The organism is Neobacillus sp. K501 (genome assembly GCF_053749995.1).
Window position 1 is genome coordinate 147,028 of record NZ_JBSLYA010000004.1, and the last position, 21,897, is coordinate 168,924.

At 38.3% G+C, this 21,897-nt stretch carries 23 protein-coding genes; 2 read left to right on the plus strand and 21 right to left on the minus strand.

What is annotated here, in order from left to right; all coding sequences use genetic code 11:
• Positions 1-40 precede the first annotated feature (40 nt).
• The 15 genes from ACWM35_RS11435 to ACWM35_RS11505 all read right to left on the minus strand — a co-directional run bounded on the left by ACWM35_RS11435 (position 41) and on the right by ACWM35_RS11505 (position 12,475).
• The gene (locus ACWM35_RS11435) at positions 41-952 is read right to left on the minus strand and encodes a D-alanyl-D-alanine carboxypeptidase family protein (RefSeq protein WP_454818442.1); all 912 of its coding nucleotides are present in this window, start codon (positions 950-952) and stop codon (positions 41-43) included.
• 379 nt (positions 953-1,331) lie between these two features.
• A complete protein-coding gene (locus ACWM35_RS11440; RefSeq protein ID WP_454818444.1) occupies positions 1,332-1,574 on the minus strand; it encodes a hypothetical protein in 243 nt (80 codons plus the stop codon).
• A 37-nt stretch (positions 1,575-1,611) separates the two neighbouring features.
• Entirely contained in the window at positions 1,612-2,739 is a 1,128-nt protein-coding gene (locus tag ACWM35_RS11445) for an ABC transporter permease (RefSeq protein ID WP_454818446.1), read from the minus strand.
• Positions 2,723-3,391 carry an ABC transporter ATP-binding protein gene (locus ACWM35_RS11450; RefSeq protein WP_454818448.1) on the minus strand — a complete coding sequence of 223 codons (669 nt, stop codon included), beginning with the start codon at positions 3,389-3,391 and terminating at the stop codon, positions 2,723-2,725. Before ACWM35_RS11450 ends, ACWM35_RS11445 begins: the two co-directional genes overlap by 17 nt.
• Positions 3,392-4,753 (minus strand): hypothetical protein, encoded by a 1,362-nt coding sequence (locus tag ACWM35_RS11455; RefSeq protein ID WP_454818450.1) that lies wholly within the window; start codon positions 4,751-4,753, stop codon positions 3,392-3,394.
• A 21-nt stretch (positions 4,754-4,774) separates the two neighbouring features.
• A complete protein-coding gene (locus tag ACWM35_RS11460; RefSeq protein WP_454818452.1) occupies positions 4,775-5,263 on the minus strand; it encodes a hypothetical protein in 489 nt (162 codons plus the stop codon).
• Positions 5,264-5,289: 26 nt separating this feature from the next.
• Complete coding sequence (locus tag ACWM35_RS11465) at positions 5,290-5,625, minus strand: hypothetical protein (protein WP_454818454.1); 336 nt, start codon at positions 5,623-5,625, stop codon at positions 5,290-5,292.
• 64 nt (positions 5,626-5,689) lie between these two features.
• The gene (locus ACWM35_RS11470) at positions 5,690-6,178 is read right to left on the minus strand and encodes a hypothetical protein (protein ID WP_454818456.1); all 489 of its coding nucleotides are present in this window, start codon (positions 6,176-6,178) and stop codon (positions 5,690-5,692) included.
• 21 nt (positions 6,179-6,199) lie between these two features.
• Positions 6,200-7,510 (minus strand): hypothetical protein, encoded by a 1,311-nt coding sequence (locus ACWM35_RS11475; RefSeq protein ID WP_454818458.1) that lies wholly within the window; start codon positions 7,508-7,510, stop codon positions 6,200-6,202.
• Positions 7,488-8,084, minus strand: a complete 597-nt coding sequence (locus ACWM35_RS11480) for an ATP-binding cassette domain-containing protein (RefSeq protein ID WP_454818460.1) — start codon at positions 8,082-8,084, stop codon at positions 7,488-7,490. The genes ACWM35_RS11475 and ACWM35_RS11480 overlap by 23 nt, the downstream gene beginning before the upstream one ends.
• Positions 8,071-8,601, minus strand: a complete 531-nt coding sequence (locus ACWM35_RS11485) for a stage II sporulation protein M (RefSeq protein ID WP_454818462.1) — start codon at positions 8,599-8,601, stop codon at positions 8,071-8,073. The genes ACWM35_RS11480 and ACWM35_RS11485 overlap by 14 nt, the downstream gene beginning before the upstream one ends.
• A gap of 434 nt (positions 8,602-9,035) precedes the next feature.
• Entirely contained in the window at positions 9,036-10,172 is a 1,137-nt protein-coding gene (locus tag ACWM35_RS11490; protein ID WP_454818939.1) for a sensor histidine kinase, read from the minus strand.
• A gap of 1 nt (position 10,173) precedes the next feature.
• Positions 10,174-10,863 (minus strand): response regulator transcription factor, encoded by a 690-nt coding sequence (locus tag ACWM35_RS11495; RefSeq protein ID WP_454818464.1) that lies wholly within the window; start codon positions 10,861-10,863, stop codon positions 10,174-10,176.
• Positions 10,864-11,143: 280 nt separating this feature from the next.
• Positions 11,144-11,971, minus strand: coding sequence for a GNAT family N-acetyltransferase (locus tag ACWM35_RS11500; protein ID WP_454818466.1), 828 nt, complete (start codon positions 11,969-11,971; stop codon positions 11,144-11,146).
• 99 nt (positions 11,972-12,070) lie between these two features.
• Positions 12,071-12,475, minus strand: a complete 405-nt coding sequence (locus tag ACWM35_RS11505) for a VOC family protein (RefSeq protein ID WP_454818468.1) — start codon at positions 12,473-12,475, stop codon at positions 12,071-12,073.
• Between the two features lie 384 nt (positions 12,476-12,859).
• Here ACWM35_RS11505 and ACWM35_RS11510 point away from each other — a divergent pair, with 384 nt between their 5' ends.
• A complete protein-coding gene (locus tag ACWM35_RS11510; protein WP_454818470.1) occupies positions 12,860-13,471 on the plus strand; it encodes an HD-GYP domain-containing protein in 612 nt (203 codons plus the stop codon).
• A 39-nt stretch (positions 13,472-13,510) separates the two neighbouring features.
• On the opposite strand, the gene ACWM35_RS11515 is transcribed toward ACWM35_RS11510, so the two are convergent.
• The 6 genes from ACWM35_RS11515 to ACWM35_RS11540 all read right to left on the minus strand — a co-directional run bounded on the left by ACWM35_RS11515 (position 13,511) and on the right by ACWM35_RS11540 (position 20,807).
• Positions 13,511-14,995 (minus strand): helix-turn-helix domain-containing protein, encoded by a 1,485-nt coding sequence (locus ACWM35_RS11515; protein ID WP_454818472.1) that lies wholly within the window; start codon positions 14,993-14,995, stop codon positions 13,511-13,513.
• A gap of 137 nt (positions 14,996-15,132) precedes the next feature.
• Complete coding sequence (locus ACWM35_RS11520; protein ID WP_454818474.1) at positions 15,133-16,089, minus strand: transketolase family protein; 957 nt, start codon at positions 16,087-16,089, stop codon at positions 15,133-15,135.
• Entirely contained in the window at positions 16,086-16,937 is an 852-nt protein-coding gene (locus ACWM35_RS11525; protein WP_454818476.1) for a transketolase, read from the minus strand. Before ACWM35_RS11525 ends, ACWM35_RS11520 begins: the two co-directional genes overlap by 4 nt.
• 114 nt (positions 16,938-17,051) lie before the next feature.
• Complete coding sequence (locus ACWM35_RS11530) at positions 17,052-18,422, minus strand: PTS ascorbate transporter subunit IIC (protein WP_454818478.1); 1,371 nt, start codon at positions 18,420-18,422, stop codon at positions 17,052-17,054.
• A gap of 22 nt (positions 18,423-18,444) precedes the next feature.
• On the minus strand, positions 18,445-18,726 hold the full coding sequence (locus ACWM35_RS11535) for a PTS sugar transporter subunit IIB (protein WP_454818480.1): 282 nt from the start codon (positions 18,724-18,726) through the stop codon (positions 18,445-18,447).
• A 20-nt stretch (positions 18,727-18,746) separates the two neighbouring features.
• Entirely contained in the window at positions 18,747-20,807 is a 2,061-nt protein-coding gene (locus ACWM35_RS11540) for a BglG family transcription antiterminator (protein WP_454818482.1), read from the minus strand.
• A 173-nt stretch (positions 20,808-20,980) separates the two neighbouring features.
• On the opposite strand from ACWM35_RS11540, the gene ACWM35_RS11545 reads away from it, so the two are divergent.
• On the plus strand, positions 20,981-21,772 hold the full coding sequence (locus tag ACWM35_RS11545; protein WP_454818484.1) for a histidinol-phosphatase HisJ family protein: 792 nt from the start codon (positions 20,981-20,983) through the stop codon (positions 21,770-21,772).
• Positions 21,773-21,897 lie beyond the last annotated feature (125 nt).

Consider the following 21,897-nt stretch of genomic DNA (forward strand, 5'->3'; position numbering starts at 1 on the left):
TAATTTGGAGGTTTCCGCACTACAGCTAGAAGGACTGGTACTAATACCAGTCCACCACTTCTTTCACAACGGATTTAACAGAAGGGATATAGGGCCTGTCCAATCCGTAAGAAAACAATTTCTTTGTTTCGATGAATCTTGCATCGGTTTCATCTGTCCCCATCACGACTGAGATAAACCTTTCTCCATCTTGTTCGACCGTCCCCGTGAAACAATAGCCTGCCTGGTCGGTGAATCCTGTCTTTAGGCCATCCACCCCTTCTAACCAAAGCGCGGGGTTATTTTCATCCAGCATTTGATTCGTACTTTGCACTACTATTCCATCATACTGAAGTTGATAGGAAGTAAGCTTCGTGATTTCGAGAATCTCGGGATATCGTTCTAGTAGCTTCACTGCTAATTTTGAAACATCACGCGCAGTCATTTGTGATTCTTCATTTTTTGAATTTGAAAGTCCAGTAGCATTCACGAAATGAGTTAAATCCGATAATCCCAGTTCTTTCGCTTTCTGATTCATTTGGTTCGTAAAGGCTTCTTCGCTCCCTGCCACCGCTTCCGCAAGACTAACAGCGGCATTATTCGCTGAGGCAACTACCATCGCGTTGAACAAATCACGAACTGTTAACCTCGCACCAATGGGTACATTGATTCGGACCCCCTCCACACTGTAAGCATGCGCTGAAACCTCAACTTCATCATCCCAGTCTAAGTTTCCATTATTAATCCTTTCCAACACCAAGTATTCCGTCATTAGCTTCGTCATACTGGCTGCAGCATAGGGCACGTCCTCATTTTTTCCAATCAAGCTTTCTTCAGATTCTGCATCAATTAATATATAAGATTTTGCCTTGACGTCTGGTTCCTTAATTGAAAAATAAGGATCAAACTCAACCACAGCAAACATCAAAATAATGGCAATAAAAAATAGTATCGTGATTTTTCGTTTCTTCACCGTATATCCCTCCATCTTGAACTTCTATTAAAGCTTACAAAATAGACCTCTAGGTAAGTGAAAGAAAAGGTAAAGAATTTCTAAAGATTTTTTAATTTTGGCAAGGTGACCTTGAAAAAAACAGTTTGCTCCTGGTCACTCTCACAGACCTTTCCACTTAATGGAGCATAATATTACTTTTCTATTAATTTGTAGTGAGTAATAAATTCCCAAATATAAAATGAAAAGCTAGTAATTTATATGTATTTTTCACTCAAAAGTTGAATAAAATCAACAAAGTGGATATGATAAAAATAAGGTTGGCTCTAAATAAAAAAATAAGACGCTTTGCGGCTACAAAGCGTCCCATCTAATTATACTGTTTTCAAAACCGTTAGTTTTAGAGCCAACCCGTTGCAAAACCGATAATTGCTCCAACTGGACCAGCTACCGTTCCACTTGCTCCAAGTAATGTAGCAATGTATGCTGCTGCTGCTGTTGCACCAACTTGTACTACTTTACTTACAATTTTCTTAGCTGCAGCCTTACCAACTGATGCAGCAAGATAGTTGATGATACTTTGTTGAGACCAAGACTTAAGCTTATTACTTACCCATTTACCTACAAGATAACCTGCTTTCATATTTTTCACCTCCTTTCAAGTAATCTACAAAACTTGCTTATCTTAATAAGGATGCTGGACTTGAATTAGCAGCATTAATGGCTGGTTTTATTCCTGCTCCAATCCCTAGTATCATGCTTATAAATAACACAAGGAACATATGCCATACAGAGAACACGAAAGGTATATCCAGAATGGCTAAGATAATAGCCGCTACTAATAGGCCAAACAAATAACCTAGTATAGCAAATACAACGACTATTACTAACGCTTCCATTAAAAATAAACTAATAACTGTTTTTTTCCTCATTCCCATCGCTCGATAAATGGCTACCTCATTCATTTTTTCTAATGCGGATATGTACATAATATTTATCACATTTATTCCAGCTACCACCAATGAAATCGTGCCAATCAGTACTAGGAAGATAGAAATACTCCCTATTGTCTCTTTTATTGCCTTGCTTGTTTCCTCTGAATAGTCAATAAATTTCATATTATCATCCAAATTACTATTCATGATGGTTAATACCTGGTCTCTTATAGGATCCAGTTTGAACCCTTCCTGAAGCACAAGATCAAATGTACTACTTATCGAATTGGAGTTAACCTCAATAATCGACCTTAACTCCGATGGAAAATATAGGCTTGGACTTGTTTCACTGACTTCATCGGTGATCCCGATTATTTCATAACTCTCATTATTAACGTAAATCAAATCACCAATGGAATAGTCTGTATCAAATTCTTCATTGTTTCGAACAATGACGATATTTCCAGTCCTCTCCTTAAAAGAGACTCCCTCCGTTACCTCAATATCTTTAAATTCAACCACAACATTCTCTTTAAAAACATTAGACTGCTCCACATAGACATCGACCGTTTCTTCAACGAACGCCTCAGAAAACTTCTTAACTCCAGGCAAATCTCGTACTTGATCAATATTATCCTTTACCTCACTACCACTCATTACCTTATCTAAATCCACAATGCTATCCACACTATTGACCAAACCGATTGTGGTTTTAGTAGCATATTTATTTACTAAATTCTTGGAAAAACTAGTAGAAATGGTGAGAATAATTATGACGGCTGCAATTCCGATAAATACGCCTAGGCCCGTTAAGATCGACCTGAATTTATTATATTGAAAGGTTTCTTTTAGATTTTTAACAAAATAAATCACTTTCTACCCTGCCATCTCTTAACTCAATGATACGTTGAGCTGTTAAAGCAACATCTTTATCATGTGTAACTACTATAATTGTCGTATTAGATGCTTCGTGGATATTTTGAAGGAGTCTGAGGATCCCCTTCGTATTTTCCTCATCTATTGCCCCAGTTGGTTCGTCTGCAATCATGATATCAGGATTTGAGACCATCGCTCTTGCTATTGCAACTCGTTGTTTTTGCCCACCGCTTAGTTCGTCAGGATAACTGTCTTTCTTGTCTTCCATTCCAACTCTTCTAAGAGCGTCATCAACCGCTTCTAAATCCAGTTTACCTAGTTTAATGACACTGGCAATCTCTACATTTTTCTGAACGGTATAGCGATTAATTAATTGAAAGTCTTGGAAAACATAGCCGATTTTCTTTCGATAGTTCGAAATGATTTGATCGCTGTCATTTTCGACTTTTTTTTGTTTAAAGATATACTCACCCTCATAATCAAAATCTAACATGCCGATGACCTTAATTAACGAAGATTTTCCAGAACCACTTTTTCCAACTAAACTAACATATTGAGAATCTGGTATCGTGATATCAATGCCATTCAGTGCCTTCACCTCATAATTACGGCCTATATAGGTTTTATATATGTCCCTTAATTGAATCACTTACCTATTCACAACCTTTTCCAGTATGTCTCCTTTTTTGGCACCCTCAATGAGAATATACTGCGTATCAAGTTTTTCAACTTTTACGTTCCTTTTCTTCCCTTTGATTAGGACATAATAGTTATCTTTGTTTTTTCCTAAATACTCATCAGGTATGGTAATTCCTTTCTTATAGACCATAAAGGCTGTTGCGTTGCGCATCGGTTTATAATCCGATGTTGAGTCTATCTCAAAAACCATACTATAGTAAGGTACCTGACCATTAACAGAGATTTCCTCATTATATTTGGAGGAATGATATGTCAGTTTCCCAATGATTTTAGATTTATATTCCAACTGCAAGCTATCAAGTTGTTTCACTTCATCAAGCTGTTTTTCGGTGGCATCAAATAAGAAGTGATATTTTGATCCTTGAATCACTACATTTCCATTTGTGACGATTATTTGACCATCAAAAGGTGCCGCGATTTGTGATTCTTCCCGAAGGGTGTCCATTTCTTTTTTGATTTCATCCAGATTTTCTTGTATCACTTTTCTTTCCTCTTCAAACTGTTGAAGGGCTGCCATTACAGACGGGTCTTTACTATTCCCTTTGATAATATTTTGATACTTTTCTTCATAAGACCCCTTGGTTGAAATCGTGTTTTGCAAGGTTTGCCTTGTTCTACTCTCATTGTATTTATAGGTTTGTTCCAATGCTGCAAGACTGGCCTCTAATTCCTTACATTCACGATCAAGGAGCTTGATTTCATTGTTGATCCCTGTCACTTCTTCAGCTATCAAATTCGCATCTTGAGAGGAAGCTTTGAGTTTTTCAAGCCTGCTATTTAAACTATTGATATCTGTTTTATTTTGAGTTAGTTTCCTATTAAAATTACTTTTTTCCGTTTCATAGCTGAATTTAATTTCTTGAAGATTTAGCTCTAATTCCTGTATCACGTAATCCTGAGAATGTATGGATTCCTTTAAAGTTTCAACTTCTGTAGATAGATCTGAACTAATGGAATAATGGCCTTTCTTAATTTCTGATATATTTTTATCGAAGGATCCTAATTCAACTTCCATTTGTTGCTGTTTTTTTTCTAATCCATCCAGCTCAGCTTTTGTTTTATCATCGATTTTCGTTAACATATCACCTGCAACCACTTGATCGCCGTTCTTTACAAGCAACTTTGATTCTTCAAGATCAAGCGTTTTGGTCTGTATCGGTGACAAATAACCTTTAAATTTAATTTCCTCTTCCTTCAGCTGATATTTCTCAACAACAGATGCTTCTTCTTTGTTTATGCAAGCGGACAAAATGCCAATAGTTAGAATAATGATGAAAAATGGTAAATATACTTTTCTCTTACAATTCGACACAGATTTATCCACCCTTGTTTATTATTGCAAAACGAAGTCCATCATTTCTAATCTTTCCGCTACAAACTCCGCTAGATCCCCCTCTGGAGTCCAATCTCCTTCTTCCGTTAATAACTCTTTTGTTTTCGCATCATATTCAGCTGAGTAAAAGCTTCCCGTATCATCGATAAATATATCAATGGCATAGACCATATCATCCGATTCTAAGCTAATATATCCATATTGAATGAGTTCTTGGTAATTTGGCAGGTTGACAATATCCTTAGGGTCGTGATTCATGATGGAAATGGATTCCATCCCTGATTCTTTATCAAATTCAATTTGGTAGTCTGGATATTTTTTTTTAAATTCATTCTGATCAAGATTTTTTTCGATCGATTCAATCGGAAATTCACTTGCCTTTTTCGATTTATTTTCGGATTCAGCCGTTTGCTGATTAGATGAACACCCTGTAATGCAAAGTACAGATAATACCGCAAATACTATTGTGTTGATGAATTTCCTTTTCATATTCATACTTCCTTCGTCTGTATGTTTTACGTTAACTTTCTAAACTTCTTATATACGTAATTATTAATAATGACCTTTTTAAAATGATCCTTTTGCTCACTCGTCCAACTAGGGATCTCTACCGTATTCGTTATTTTCCCATGTTCAATTTCTAGTATTTTTCCACTTTTTTCAGAAGCAAGTAAATACATGACCTTGTCTTTCATTAGTGAATTGGAGGTAGATAGGATATTATCGAATAACATATCCCATAAGACAAACCCTGCAGATTTCTTCTCCTTTCGGGAAATCTCATAAATGGTATCACCTGGTGCTTTTATTTTCTCAATAGCATCTAATGCCTCTCTTGTTTTTCTATCCATTCTGTCATTTCTCCCCTTCTCAAACTATGAAATATTGCTCAACCACAAGCGGAAAAGTCATTTATTACATGACGGCGTAAATGGTCATAACATCGAATCCCAAATAAATAATGAGCGGAATAATAGCAATTATTTTTTTAAACCCTAAAATATTCGTATCCTTTATTATGGTAAAAAGAAGACCGATAACAGGGATAATAAATAATAGTAAAAGCTCAGCCCCTCTATACATGAAATGATTGATGTAAAGTACGAGTATATGTGTATACGAGGTTATGATTAAGATCCACACAGATGTAATCGTCACTTTTGTTTGGTTATAGTTTTCTTTGTTAGCAATCTTGTAACTTAATTTGGTTAAAAATGAGACAAACAAAATGGTCAGGAATAATAAAACGCCATAATAGATTGCTAATAACAAGAACCACAAATATTTTTGATTTCCTTCAAAAACAGCTACAAAATCCTTATCTGCTGTTAGGACACCTAAAATCACTTGTCCTACTAATAATATAAAAAGGAGTAATTTTTGATTGGATTTGACTGACTTCATATACTCCACTCCTTTCCTTTTTTATGATTTGGCAAAATAATAATCTTTTTTGGTAGTCGATTGAACTAAACCCTTACTTAATAACTCAACGGTGAATACCAAGCAATATAAGCTAAGGACCATTATATAAGTCCAAAGAAGCATATAATGGGTATCAAAATAAGAGGATATTCCAAATAAAACAATTGCTGTATAGACCAAAATTTTATTCATAATGGTCGATGAAAGTCTATTTCGATAAACGAAGATAAACTCGATGACTGAACCTAGAATCATGATGACTGCCAATGAAGAAAAGATCATCCACTCATGAAAACCATGGTAGAACAGAATCCCATAGCATAGGATTATTTTGATAATCGAACCACTTAGAATGGTCTGCAGTTTTGTGATTCTGATTGTTTTGATATCCATTTTTATGATGGACTCATCAAAAAGTGAATCTTCCGAAATCAAAGTGTATTGTTTTTTCTTTTTTACAGCAAAAATACTATTACTACCGATAATAAAGGCAGTCATAAATGGGAGTAATCTCTCCTCTGTACCCATGATCAAAAGGCTATATAATGTAATGATCATGACGAGGTTAAACAATACATGTTTATAAAATAGGACATAGTCTTTAAAGACAAATACATTCATTGGTTTGATCCATGAAAAGAAAAATCTAGTATGGAAGATGGATCCTGGCCTTTTTTTATAATGGTGACTAATAAAATCCAGAACAAGAATATAAACGGTAGTGAACAAAACAAATAATAAAGAACATAGATAACTACTACCACTAAACAACCAGCGTATCGGGTCTATGCTGTGAACAGCTCCAACAACCACTAAAACTAAAAATAGAAGGAGGAATAGTACAGATGCAATTACTCCTTGGTCACCCACTTTATATGCCCAATAATTATAACTTGGCATTAAACAATGGCTCATGATAATAATGGTTAGAAAAAAAAGTGAGTTCGTAACATCAGCGGCAATGAGTAAATAGGTAAAGACACTTACAATCACAGTAAAATTGGCAACAAACATATCTAATAGAATTCTTTGTAGTAAATAGATGACCTTAAAATGAACGTTATTTCCTTTAAAATTTAATATTTCAAAGTCTTGATAACTAAAGAAGGTCTCGTTTTCTACCATGCAAGTTATGTGAATCATAAAACAATAGAACAATACTATTAAATTTCCCCAAATCATTCCAGCTGTTTGATAAGCCACCATAAGTATTAGTGAAGCAATGATACCTAGGAAAATCTCTTTAACAATATTTCTACTATTTCGTTTTAATAGTATGGTACAGAAACTATAGCAGTAATCTAACATCACTCATACTCAATCCCTTATTCTTCAACTCATATATGGTATCCACGGATTGATCCAGCATACGGATATCATGACTAACGATTACCAACCCTTTTTCTTCTTCTTTAAATAACCGAATAATATTTTCATTCGAAGCTTCATCTAAAGATTCGAATGGCTCATCGATTAATAAAACAGGATGAACAGATAACAAACCCAACAAAAGTGCTACTTTCTTTGATGTTCCTTTTGATAGTTTGCCAATCGGAACATTCATATAGGAAGGGATATTTAACGCAGCAACATACTCTACATCTCTAGTACAATGAAAGGACTTTAATTTCCTACACATGTCCAACATATCCTGAGGTGTGAATTGCTTATATTTGCTTAAATCAAAATTCACAAAATAGGATTCCCCAAAAATAGAAATACCGCCAATATCTGGTGTTAGTTGTCCACTCATTAACTTCAATAATGTGGTTTTACCAATTCCATTCTCTCCTATAATCCCTATCTTTTTATCGTAGATGTCTATACTGAAATCCTTCAGTATATAGTCTGAGTATTTAAAATCCACATGATTAAACGAGTACACGAACATTTCCCTCCAATAATGCACCAACCAGAGTTAAGATCAGAATCAAAACATAAGCGATTGCTACTTTTTTAAACTTTCTCCGATAAGGAAAATCATCAACCGTACTTTTCAAATAGGTATTGGCTATTTGTAATAATGAATAACTTATGTAGATTGATATAATTAACGCTACTATTTCAAATATGGAGTGTCTGTAGAGCAAATTGAATTGCTGTAATAAATCTAACTCTTGTATTTGATAGATATATGTACCTATATTAAAAAATTGAACGATTAAATATATAATGTTAATTAATGGTAATAGACAGACTATAGAGAAAAAGGAAATATTATTTAGGAAAATCATGATGATCCCTGCCTTTTCCTGCTCAGCGACTACATGATCATAATCGTTTATTAAAGCTTTTATTTCTAAAACATTATTGTCTGCTAACAACGAGAATGAAATATACCCTAATATCCCAAAAAATATAGCGAACACTACATGAAAAGAAACGATTTCTTTAAGAGCCATTACGATTCTGCCTTCTTTCTAGTCTATAAAAGAGAATCCTCTCCTTATTCATACTTTTAAGCTAATAATATAAATTACCTAAATACTAGAATAATATCTAATCATTTCCAGTTACTTAAGCCTTTTTCATTATAAGAAAAGAAATATGGATATTCCATAGGCCTTTTTTATCACTTTTATCATATTTTTCCAATAGATGAATTTAATCCCACCTGATAAATAGGTCAATCTTATCAAAATAGTCGTTTCATACAATAAACAAAATTAGACAAAAATGCTTTAGAATTCTATTTTCCATTGTCTTTTGTTTTTTTAGGTATATTTTCCTATTATCAAATAACAAAATCCTTCAAATTTTTACAAAAAAATAAAAAAACTGCACTCTTGCCGAGGCAGCTTTCGTTAAACGTTAAAAACAAAAAAGGAGAAACGATCTACAATTTTGGCAATGTAACCGTGAAAACGGTCCGCTCCTGGTCACTCTCGACTCCGATCGTTCCGCCGTGGAGCTCGACCATCCCTTTTGCAATCGCTAGCCCCAGTCCGGAGCTCTTATCACTATCACTTCTTGATTTTTCCACCCGATAGAAACGTTCAAAAATAAACGGTAAATCTAAGCTGGAGATAGGATTTCCATAATTGATGATCTCAATTTTTATTTTCTCTGCATCCACTTTCGCATAGAGATCAATAAATTTGCCCTCGCTTCCGTATTTTAGGGCGTTGCTAATCAGGTTTTCAAACACTCTTGCCAGCTTCGTTCCATCTGCTTCAACCATCAATTTCTCTTTTGGGATAAAAACGCGGCACTCCATTCCCGCTTCGATCATTTCAAGTCGAAATTGAACGGCAAGCTGGGCGAGCATTTCCCCAAGATCAATCGGGGCTTTTTTCACCTTTAGTCCTCGATTTTGAACACGTGTATATTCAAATAAGTCATCCAATAATTGCTGGAGTCGATTGGCCTTTTCTGCAGCCGATGTAACATAGTAGCGAAGCTCGGTTTCATCCTTATAACGATCCTGTTCGATCAACCCTAAAAAGCCAGTAATGCTTGTTAGTGGTGTCCGCAAGTCATGTGAGACATTGGTGATTAAGTCCTTTTTCGCCTGTTCAGCTAAACGCTCCTCTTCCAGTGACTGCTGTAACTTTGCGACAATCCCATTCACATGATTGGCAAGTTCCTTAAATTCAGGAATGTTGGAGGATTCCAGTTGATGGTCAAAATTCCCTTCCGCTATGAATCCTACTTGATCAACAATTTCACTAGATTGATGGCGATAAACCATGTTTTGAATGTGATAGTAGAATAACAGTAAATAGAATAAAAAAATAACACCATTTAATAGCAGATAGAGGAGGCCTCCATAATCGACCATAAACAGATTAAATTTATATACTCCAATGAGTCTGGTCAGCTCTTCCCACAATCCACTTAGGGTAACCGAATTAAAAACAAAATTCCTCACAGACTGGGTTACCATATACGTAGAAACAATCGTGAGAAAAACACTCGCAAACAAATAGAGGACAAGCTTCCATCTCGGAACAACCTGAAGGATATTTCGAATACTATAATTCAAGTTTATACCCCACTCCCCAAACCGTATGGATGAACTTCTCTCCACCCGAGGCCTTTTCTAACTTGTCGCGGAGATTGCTGATATGAACCATCACAGTTTTGCTGGCACCGTAGCCGTCTTCCTTCCATACTGCCTCAAAAATCTCTTCTGAACTAAAAACTCGACCGCGCTGACTCGCCAGCAAATAGAGAATTTCAAATTCTAACATCGTGAGTTTAATCGTTTGATTCTCGATTTTAACAGAATGCGTATCTTTATTAATTACAAGTGGGCCAATTTGAATTCCATTTTCCCGCTGCCCCACATTTTGAACAAAGGCTGAACGCCGTAATAACGCCTTCACCCTAACGGTCAATTCAAGTGGATTAAACGGCTTAACCAAATAATCATCGGCACCCGTCATAATCCCAATAATTTTATCCATGTCCTCTGCCTTCGCACTTAGCATGAGAATCGGAATTTGACTTGTTCTCCGTACCTGTTTACAAACCTCGAGGCCATCAAGCTTGGGCATCATCACATCAAGAATCATCAAATCGATCTCGTGCTTTTCTACAGAATCTAAAGCTTCTTCCCCATCATATGCCTTGAACACATTATATCCTTCATTCGATAAATATATTTCAATCAATTCCACAATTTTTGAATCATCATCTACAATTAAGATATTTTTTGCCATAACGATCCTTTCAAATATTCCCTTTTTCTCCATTGTACAATGAATCCATGGCTCGACAAACTTTTTCCCATTTAAAGACATGAAAGCTTGGCATAATGGGGACATCTACGTTCTTAATCAAACGATTGATGAATACAAACCTCAACTAATTAATCGTTTGATTAAACCTGCAAAAAACGCCTTCATAAACATATATACTTGCTATTTCTGGCAAAAATATTGTCGATTTTCTTAAGGTAATAGGTAAAAAAAATAACGTGTAAGACCACGTCATTTTCTTCTAGTATTGATATAAATAGTAATCCTGTGAATGGTAGCTTCTAAATCCGCATGATTCATAAAGTCCCAGTGCATGGGCATTTCGTGCTTCTACCTCGAGGAAGATAGATAAGCCTTTTTGGTCTTCCATTTTCACCACTTTGGATAATGCTTTTCGACCAATTCCTTTTCCTTGATGCTCTGGGAAAACGGCAAATCCAAAAATCCATGCTTCACCATCTGATTCGGCGACACGCATTTTTCCAACGGTTTTCCCATCAAGTTCAATGATTAGGTTTTGATCATTGCTTGTTTCCCGGATCATCTCGTTAAACTCCTCGGCTTCCTTTGCGGTAAAACCAAAGCACAAGACTTCGAGTTGGATTTCCGCCTCCCAATCTGCTTTTGATACAGAAGGCCTAAGCGTTATCGTCGGATCAATGATCAAATCTGTTTTCTGCCATTTCATTTGGTATTCAGCCACTTCAAAGGCACAAGGAATCGTTTTCAAAAACTCCTTTGCTGATTGAGAACCGGTAGGCGCATTTAACAAGATCGTTCTGATTCCTTGTTTCCTGGCTTCCTCTAGTCCCATTCTCAGCAAGCTAGAAAAAATGCCTCTTTTGCGGTAATCTGGGTGCACCATCCCGCAAAGCTCGACTTTATTCCCAAATCCATAGCTTCCAAGAAAACCTACAAGCCTGCCATCCTCATAATGGAAGAAGTCTTCTTCCTTATTTTCTGCACGATTTTCCAGCATATCGAAATTCAACTTTAACTGAAATCCGCCTTGTTTCTCACAAACCTCTTGAAGGGCTTTGATCTCAGCCAATTGGTCTTTTGTTACCATTCATTCTCCCCCTGTTCCTAGTCCACATTTCTATTCTTTTCAAACTCAGGATATTCCTGCTTTTTGAAAAAAATTCAAGGTGAGAATGTAAAACCGTTTCTAGTTCACAGTAAACATCCAGGTCACACCATATTTGTCCTTCACCGAACCATGAAGCTTCGCAAAAAAGGTTGGGGCAAGGTCCATAAAGACGCTTCCGCCATCTTTCAGGATGTTCCAAGCGCTGATGGCACGTTCCTCATCATTAAGCTCGACACTGATAACAACTTTTTCTCCTTCTTGTAATTCCCGTTGACTATCAGAACCCATAATATGTCCAGATGCTGTTAATTTCAATTCTGCATGTAAAACAAGGTCTTTATCCTCTTCAGCAATAGGAAATTCAGGACTTGGCGGCATATCACCATATTTTTGAATGGCAATCATTTCTCCATTAAAAGCCTTTTGATACATACTAAAAGCCTCTGCACAATTTCGGTTAAACATTAAATAAGGTTTAATCATTTTCCCGTCTCCTTCGCTATCTTTTAACGTTAGCGCCATTATTACCAGCACTCAATATTATTATAATCGAACATAAGTTCTGCATGCAATCAAAATTAGAAAAATAATTCCGACAAAAATCTTCTAGTAAAAAAAAAGGCAAGTTCTTCACTTCATTGTAAAGAACTTGCCTGAAATCAGGGAGTTAAACAAAATTTAGTCTAATAGAAAAAACATTAATTGGTGTTTCTTTTTTGAAATAGACGATTTCAAAAATACGATTTCAAAATTTCCGTTGCTACAAAAACATCAAAAATAGATTTGAGAGTTTCAATTCTGAGATTCCGGCTGAAACCATAAATGCTATTCTAATATAGCAAACACCTCATTAAAGGAGTGTCAGAGATGGATGAGCATACATTAAGCTTACTCACAAAATTGAGCAATCATTGTAATCGGACATTCTTACACTCACTTCAAGTAGCAAGTGATTTGTATGGATTTGGCCATTATTTAAATCTTAAAGACACGGACCAATTATTTCTCCTTGGCGCGCTGCATGACATCGGAAAAATTAAGATTGATCCTTCAATATTAAATAAAGAAGACAAACTAACGGAACCAGAGTTTAACGAGTACAAGCAGCATACTCTATTTGGAGAATTATTGATATCCAAAGTCCCTTCTCTTTCTTCTAAGTTCTCAGATGTCATTCTTTTCCACCACGAGAATATGGATGGCACTGGTTTCTACGGTATTAAAGGAGAAGACATCCCTTTTCTAGCTAGGATGATTCGGATTGTCGATACGTATGATTCGCTTCGTCATGGTTATATGGGTCAATCACCAATGGAACATATTCAAGTACTCCGGCAAATGTATTCGTTCAGTGGAAAATACTTTGATGAGGACTTAATGCATTCCTTTATTGAATACCTTGAATTGAAAACCTTTCGTCCCCCCTCACTCATGGGACACCCAACTGAAAAATGCCCTGTATTAATAAATTGTTGTTGATCTCTAACCTTAAGGCATCCGTTGACTCGGATGCCTTTTTTACCAGGTTGCCATGTCACTCCGCTTAATACCCAGATGACGGAAAAATTGATTCTCAATAAATTGTTTGATTTCCATTAACTCTAGAGGAGTCGGAAAGGCTGATACTTTAATCGTCGGAATGTGCTCGATCATAACAGCAGTATGGCCGACGTCTGTGGAAATCATCAAATCAAATTCCTCGTAATTGTAAATTAACTCTAAGGCCGATGGGTCCACAGTGGAGATAGCCAGTTGATTACCAAAATGGAATTTTAATACTTCCCGAATATAATCCTTTTCGTCATATGTTCGGCTCACTAAAGCAATCTGAATTTTAAACTGATTCCACTTACGCAAGATGGAAGCCTGAAGCAGTGAGAAGATTTCTAGAACATCCAGTTTCTTAATTTTTAAAGGGATAGAAGCAAAGTCTTCTGTTGCCAACTCTTCGATTGTTTGAAAAATCGAATTCGATTGGAAATAAGGAAGATACTGCAGCATCGAGGTCCTTACTGTTTCCGTCTCAAACTCGGTTTCGAAATTAATTCTCTTGAAGGTTTGAAATACATAATATAAAAAAACATCATCTTCTGATAAATTAAAGCCAATATATTCAGAAAGATGATTTAAAAAGGTTGTGAACGGAAATCCTCGATTTGTTTTCATTCTTTTTTTAATATATTGGAGAGAATCGGATTTATTAAGCGGCCGTTCTTCACTCATCAAATATATTGAAAAGAAGAGTATTTCTTGTAGTTGAATCTCTCTAGTAGGGCACTTGGCCATAAATCGGACCATTTCTTTAGATAACTCAAAAAACTTACTACCTTCATAGGTTTGTAAGAGGTCCTTGGGGAAAGCAGCGTAATATCCCATTGAAATACGAAGATTAGAAATCATTAATACCATCGAAAGTCGGTGCAATGCACCAATTCGAAAAGAAATTGAATATTTCTTGGACAGTTCGGCCAAGGTGGATTCCACTTTCGGTCCCTCATATTCTTCATTTATAGGCTGCGATTCAAATGACATAAAATCCAAATATTGCATGATAAATCGTCGAATCTTTCTTTCATCTCCAATGAGTTTAAAAGGACTCGATGTTAGTGTAACACCAGCTTCGTTAACAACATCCTCTAATTTTTCGAGGTGGCGGTACGCCCCAGAGCGACTAATATGAACTTCTGCTGAAATCTGCGAAATATCCACGCCGTCATTTAAAAGAATTAATCGTAATGTATGTAAATAAGTATTTTTTTCACGGATTTGGGCCAATAACTCTTCCAATGTTCCATTCTCTGGTTTGTGGAGACGGATACCTTGGGTTTCATTTTTCTCCACACTCCAATCCTCAGGGAGGATACTCTCCAAAAATACGATATCGCGCCAAATCGTACTCTTGGAGTACCCCGTCCTCTCGGATAGCTCCGCTAAACTCCACCATTTATTATCACTAAGTAAATTAAAGATTATATCGGAATACCGTTTCGTAAATCGATTCATCCCATCACCTTATGTTTTCGGATTATCATTCATTATAAGAATCTCCAGATGCAAGAGAAATATGAAACGGAAGTCGAATTTAAAAAAGACACCTTCACTGGTAATGAAAGTGTCCCTTGCTCTGGGTACTGATAGGATTACACCAGTTCTATTACCTTATTGACGATGTCCTTTGGAGTAAGCTGGTAAAATTCTTTTAAGTAGTCTACTTTTCCAACCTGGCCGAATTGCTCTTTCACGCCAATTCTTCTAAGTGGTGTTGGGCAATATTCGCTTAGTACCTCGGCTACCGCACTGCCTAACCCGCCAATGACATTGTGGTTTTCCGCCGTTACCACCGCTCTCGTTTTTTTCGCATATTTTACGATTAACTCGCGATCGATTGGCTTGATCGTGAACATATCGATAACAGCGGCATCGATACCTTGTTCCTGAAGCATGTCTGCCGCTTTTAAAGACTCCGCAACCATAATTCCAGTTGCGATAATCGTTACATCACTGCCTTCGCGCAGCACTTTGCCTTTTCCGGTTTCGAAAACCTCCCCTTCGTTGTATAGCTTTACGGCATTTTTCCGGATCGTTCGGAAGTAATGAATGCCATACTCGTTTTCAACTTTTCGCAGCAAGTACCGAAACATCGTCGCATCGCTGACTTCATAAACCGTTACTTGTGGAATTAACCGGACAAGACCAAGATCCTCAAAGACCATATGGGTGCCTCCGTTAAACTCTGCTGTTACACCTGCATCTGACCCGATGATTTTTATATTTGTTTTGGCGTAGGCTCCTGAGACAAATAGCTGGTCAAATGGACGGCGGGTCGCGAATTGACCAAAGGAATGGACATAAGGGATTTTGCCTGTCAGCGACAAACCAGCTGCCACGCCAATCATATTCGCTTCCATAATTCCGCAGTTAATCAATTGGTTAGGGATTTCTTTCATGATTTTATTGGTAGTGATTGCACTCATTAAATCGGCCTCCAAGCCGATTACCTGCGGATTTCCCTTCGCGAGCTCTAATAGCGTGTTGGCATATGTCTGTCTCATCTCGATTTTGTCTAACTCATACGTTCTAGAGGGTGCTTGCATCATGAACTCACCGCCTTTCCAAGCTTGATTTCCAATTCGGCAATCGCCGCATGAATCGCTCCCTTATCCGCCTGACTTGGACGAATATGATGGTTATCTGCCTTTTCTTCTAAATAAGGAACACCCTGTCCCTTTACCGTGTCGAGGATAATTGCCACTGGTTGCACGGTCTGCGATTTCCCTTTTTCAATCGATTCATAAATTTCCGTTAAGGAACGACCATCCACCTTCATCGCATAAAACCCAAACGCCCGAAATTTCTCTTCAAAATCGAGTGGGTCGATAATCTCCTTCGTCAAACCGTCTAGCTGCTTTTTATTATCGTCAACAAACACAAACAGACGGTGTAATTTATGATGTGCGGCAAATTGGATTGCTTCCCAGCACTGGCCTTCATTCAATTCCCCGTCACCAACCATGCAGTACGTGTAATTATCTCGATGGGATAATTTATGAGAGAGGGCGACTCCGACTGCTGCAGATATTCCCTGGCCTAAAGAACCGGTTGTCATATCTACACCTGGGGTTAAATTCCGATCAGGATGGGATGGCAAGATGGTGCCATTTTGATTTAGCGTATAAAGAATGTCCTCCGGAAAGTAGCCTTTTAACGCCAAGGTGGCGTACAGCCCTGGTCCGCCATGACCTTTTGATAAAATAAAGTAATCCCTCTCTTTCCATTTTGGGTTCTGCGGATCGACCTTCATCACTTCCCCATACAATACCGCGAGCGTTTCAATAATTGATAAACTGCCGCCATAATGCCCAAAACCAAGATGGTACAGCTCTTTCAACGTCTTCAAGCGAATCTCATCGCGAAAGGTCTCTAATTTTTGCAGATTGATGCTCATGAAAAAAAACCTCCTCATCAGACCTCTGTTCATTTAACGCAATAGGCCTTTATTTTTTCAAAAAGGAACTCTTGGGCTGATACCTCCCAAGAGCTCTTTATCCTTCTTTGAAATTTAAGCTCCTACATTATGTGAGCTGTTGCGGCCTTTTCTGAATGCTCCCCACAAAATGGCAATCACAATTAAGCCAACAACCGTAATCGTTACACCCGTTGATCCTAGCGTATTTGCAATATTTCCGAAGAGAATGCCTGTCGCACCAAAGTCAGCATCGGAGAAGGTCGTGCTGGCAAATCCTAAGTCGCCAAGAACCGGTAACAGGAATACAGGAAGGAAGGTAATTAACAAGCCATTGGCAAACGACCCTAGCGTCGCACCGCGGACACCACCGGTTGCATTTCCGAAAACCCCAGCCGTTGCCCCGGTGAAGAAGTGTGGAACGACTCCCGGCAAAATTATCACTGCTCCCGTAAATCCGAGGATAACCATCCCAACAATCCCGCCAAGGAAGCTGCAGAAGAAACCAATTAACACGGCATTTGGCGCATATGGGAAAACAATTGGACAGTCAAGCGCTGGCTTGGAGTCTGGAACAATTTTTGTGGAAATCCCTTTGAAAGCAGGGACAATTTCTGCTAAGACTAAACGAACACCGGAAAGGATAATGAATACACCGGCTGCAAAGGTAACAGCTTGAATAAGAGAGAATACAAGATAATGAATGCCACCACTAAGCTCTTTTTCAACGAAACCGGATCCAGCAAACAGTGCAACAATGAGATATAGAACTGTCATCGTTAAGGCAATGGTCACAGAGCTATCACGTAAGAAACCTAACCCTTTAGGAAATTTAATGTCTTCCGTAGAACGAGACCCTTTGCCGACCGCCTTTCCGACAAGACCAGACAACACATAACCTAAGCTCGAAAAGTGACCAAAGCCAACATTGTCATTCCCGATAATTTTTCTCATAAACGGCTGACATATCGCTGGGAAAAACGCCATGGTTAACCCTAAGGCAAGCGATCCAACAATAATCAGCGGTGCTCCTTCTAAACCTGAAACGAGTAAGATAACAGCAAGCAAACACGCCATATATAAAGTATGATGACCAGTTAAAAAGATATATTTTAAAGGAGTAAACCGTGCAATCAAGATATTCGCAAGCATCCCGAAGAACATGATGAGCGCGGTCGCGCTTCCATACTCTGTTAATGCCATCGCTACAATGGCCTCGTTATTCGGTACGACACCAGATACATTAAACGCCTCCTGAAACATTTTCCCGAATGGATCGAGTGATCCGACGATGACATTGGCCCCGGCAGAAAGGACAAGAAAGCCTAAGAAGGTTTTGATTGTCCCCTTGATGACCTCACTCGCTGGCTTTTTCAAAACAAGTAGACCCACGAGGGAGATTAATGAGACTAAAACAGCCGGCGTACTTAAAATGTCCATTACCAATTCAAGAATTCTTTCGCCCATGGTATTGCCCCCTTTTACTTTTTTAAAGCAATCCTTTCCTTTCGAGAACTTCCTTCAGTTTTGAACGGATTCCATCCATATCAATAATGCTGTCGATCACGATGACCTCACCCAAATGCCCCATTCCTTCGGCAATGTCCTTGGCAGCAATAAACAGATCGGCAGCATCGGGCGTTGCGGAGCTAAGGTCAGAGTGTTCGACTTCAATTCCAGTTACCCCTAATTCTGAGAGGATTTGCTGAACATTCATTTCTAACATGAAGCTGCTTCCTAATCCTGAACCACAGACAGCTAAAATTTTCATTCCCATTCCCCCTAGAATTTTTAAACGGCTGTAGAATAGTCTCTAAATAATTTCACAATGGTATCGGTTGAATTGGCATTCTTTAGTAACTCGATATTGTTTTTATCACTAAGCAGCTTGGTTAATTGCGACAGCGCCTTCAGATGGGTCGTGTTATCAATCGCAGCAATGCAAAATAACAAGCGAACCGGGTATTTTTCGTCATTGAGAAAATAGACGGGCTGACTTAGCTTTAAAAAGCTCATCCCCACTTGATGGACTCCGGATTCCGGCCGTGCATGAGGAATGGCTACTTCCGGTCCGATCACTACATAAGGGCCAATTGTTTTAATATTTTCAATCATTGCTTCAATGTAGGAGGATTGAATCGCTCCTGTTGCCAGCAATGGACCCGCAGCAACTTTGATCGCCTCCTCCCAATCGGTCAACTGTTCAACCATTTGAACAGTTTCTTGTTTTAAAAGCTCGTGTAACACTGGTTGTTTCCCCCTCTGGACATCTGCTTTTTTATGAAACGTGAATTGGCTTAGCGCCTTCTTTAATCCATTATCATCATAGACATTGGCGAATTGCTCAATCGTGTGCATCAGCTCTTTTACTGAGATGTCATGATATTGAATCCCAAACAGGCACTGATACACTTCCGTGACCAGGTTATTTTTTTCAATTGGCGACATGATGGGTTTGACATAAAAGCATGGCAAGGTTGTCTCCAGCTCAACTGTGGAAAAGAGGAGGTCATATTCACCGACATTCACTCTTTGAAACTCCTGCAGCGATAAGGTTTTCTCAACGGTAATTTCTGAGAACAGCGACTCCAGTTGGTGTTTCACCATCAGCGACGAACTAATCCCACTCGGACAAACGACGATGGCACGTTTCTTTTTCGGCAATTCTTGTTTTGGTTTTTGCGATAAAGCTCCGAAATGAATCGTGATGAATCCAATTTCCTCCTCTGGAATCGTGATACTTAATAACGTTCCAATCGGAAGGAGCAGTTCTTTGACAATCGTATAGAGCTCATTATGTTCTGTTTGAATTTGCGTAAGAAGAGGATTGTTGATGGGAATCCGGTATTTCATGCGAAAATAAGCCGGTTTAAAATGTTGATACAAGGTGTGGATGACTTCGTCTTTTTTTTCAAAAGCAATGCAGGCCTTCGATTCAAAATCAAAAACAAGCTGCTCACATAGCTTAAACAGTAAGTCCCGGCCGGTGTCGTGGACAGTACTTCTCCCTAATGACAACCCTAATAATTGAATCGTAAAATAACAGAGCTCCGTTTCTTCTTCTTCAAATAAAAGTCGTTTCGCTAAGGTTTGAGAAACCTCCCAAATTGGGTCTTCTTTTAACACCTTCATTTCATCGGAATGAAACTGGACAAACTTCCTTTCCTTCTGGCGGTAATAATAGAATAGGAGAAAATACGCAAACTGATTGATTCGTTCCTCAACAAAATGCAGCTCAAACTCGATTTCGATTTGTAAAAGTGTCTGATAGATTACTTGAAAGTCCTGATGGCCCGTTCGATCCTTTAACAAATATTGAGTTAGTTTTCGAGAGTAGGGTAACAGGACAAGCTGTGCTACGTAATGCATAATTAGAGCTCGTTTATCAAACTCCGTTCCCCTAAGATGATAGCCTTTTTGCCTCGAATAACGAATTTCCACCAAGAACGGCTGATTTCTCATATTTGCCTTTTTCACATCAGATATCGCCGTATTTTTACTTACCTGCAGCAGCTGGGTCAAATGGACGGAGGAGATCGGCTCTTGGCGGATAAACAGGTAAAGATTGATAAATATCAAGCGTTCCTCTTCCGTTAACACAAAATTGCGCTCCGGGCTGACCGCATGCTGTTTTCGAAAATAGTCGACAACCTCTTCGGGAATTTCAAGATATTGAATGCCTCGATACGGAATCGCTGGCAGCGCTCTTTCCCTCAACCAATCATTGATTTTCTCAAGATCGTAAGAAACTTGCCGTTTCGTTAATTGCGTCGTTTCCATCAGCTGATTCATCGTCGTATTTCTTACTTTTATAAGGTAATTCAGCAAAAAGGCAGGCCGTTTTTCAATCATCCTTGCTTTACCTCCTATAATCATCATATTATAAAGCGCTTTCATTTAGGTTAGTGATTGGGAACAAATGATGTTAGGTTATACTGACAAAATTGCGCTCAGCAAGCTATTGGACATAAGGGAGAATATTCACTATAGTAAAAGGTAAAAAATGGCGATAGGGGGATTATACGATGTATTTAATGGATTTTCATCACCACACCAATCATTCCTTTGACTCGATGGCGATTATGGAGGAGGTTTGTCACCAGGCGATCGCCAATGGTCTGGAGGAGATTTGTTTCACTGAGCATTTTTCTGTCAATCCACTTGCCCCAACCTATGGGCATATGAACTTGACAAACTATCAGAAGGATATCCAAGCTTGTCAGGAGAAATTTAGCGGTCAACTTACAATTAAAATGGGGATTGAGCTTTGTGAACCCCATCTTTTAATCGATCAATACGAGAAAGCACTAAAGCCGATTGACTTTGATTTTATTTTAGGCTCTATCCACAATTTGAACAACCAAAAATTAAGACTCTCTTTGAAAGAACATCAATTAGATGCGTATCGACTATACTTTGAAGAGCTTTACAAAATGGTGTCGGCTGCGGATATCGATTGTCTTGCTCATTTCGACTTAATGAAACGTTACGCCTATAAAGAATACGGCTTTTATGTATTTGAGGAGCACCAAGAAATCATCCGGTCCATTATTGAAAAAGCCATCGATCGAAACATCGGCATCGAAATCAACACCTCCGGCCTAAGAAACGCCGGTCTTAACCAAACCATGCCATCCCGCGAAATCCTAAAACTCTATCGTGAGCTGGGCGGACAAATCCTCACCATTGGCTCCGACTCCCACAAAGCCGAAACCGTAGGAGCAGGCTTTCACGATGCCATTGAACTCGCCAAACAATGCGGATTTGAATATATCTATCACTTCGATAAAAGAAAGCCAATACCTGTAAAGTTATAGCGGTGCTGCTGCGGTGCCTGTCACCGCTCGTGGACACTGTCCACCTCAGGCGGACAGTTGAATGTATGTATAGAAAAAGCTAGGCCGGAGCCTAGCTTTTTCTTGTTATTGATATGCACCATTTC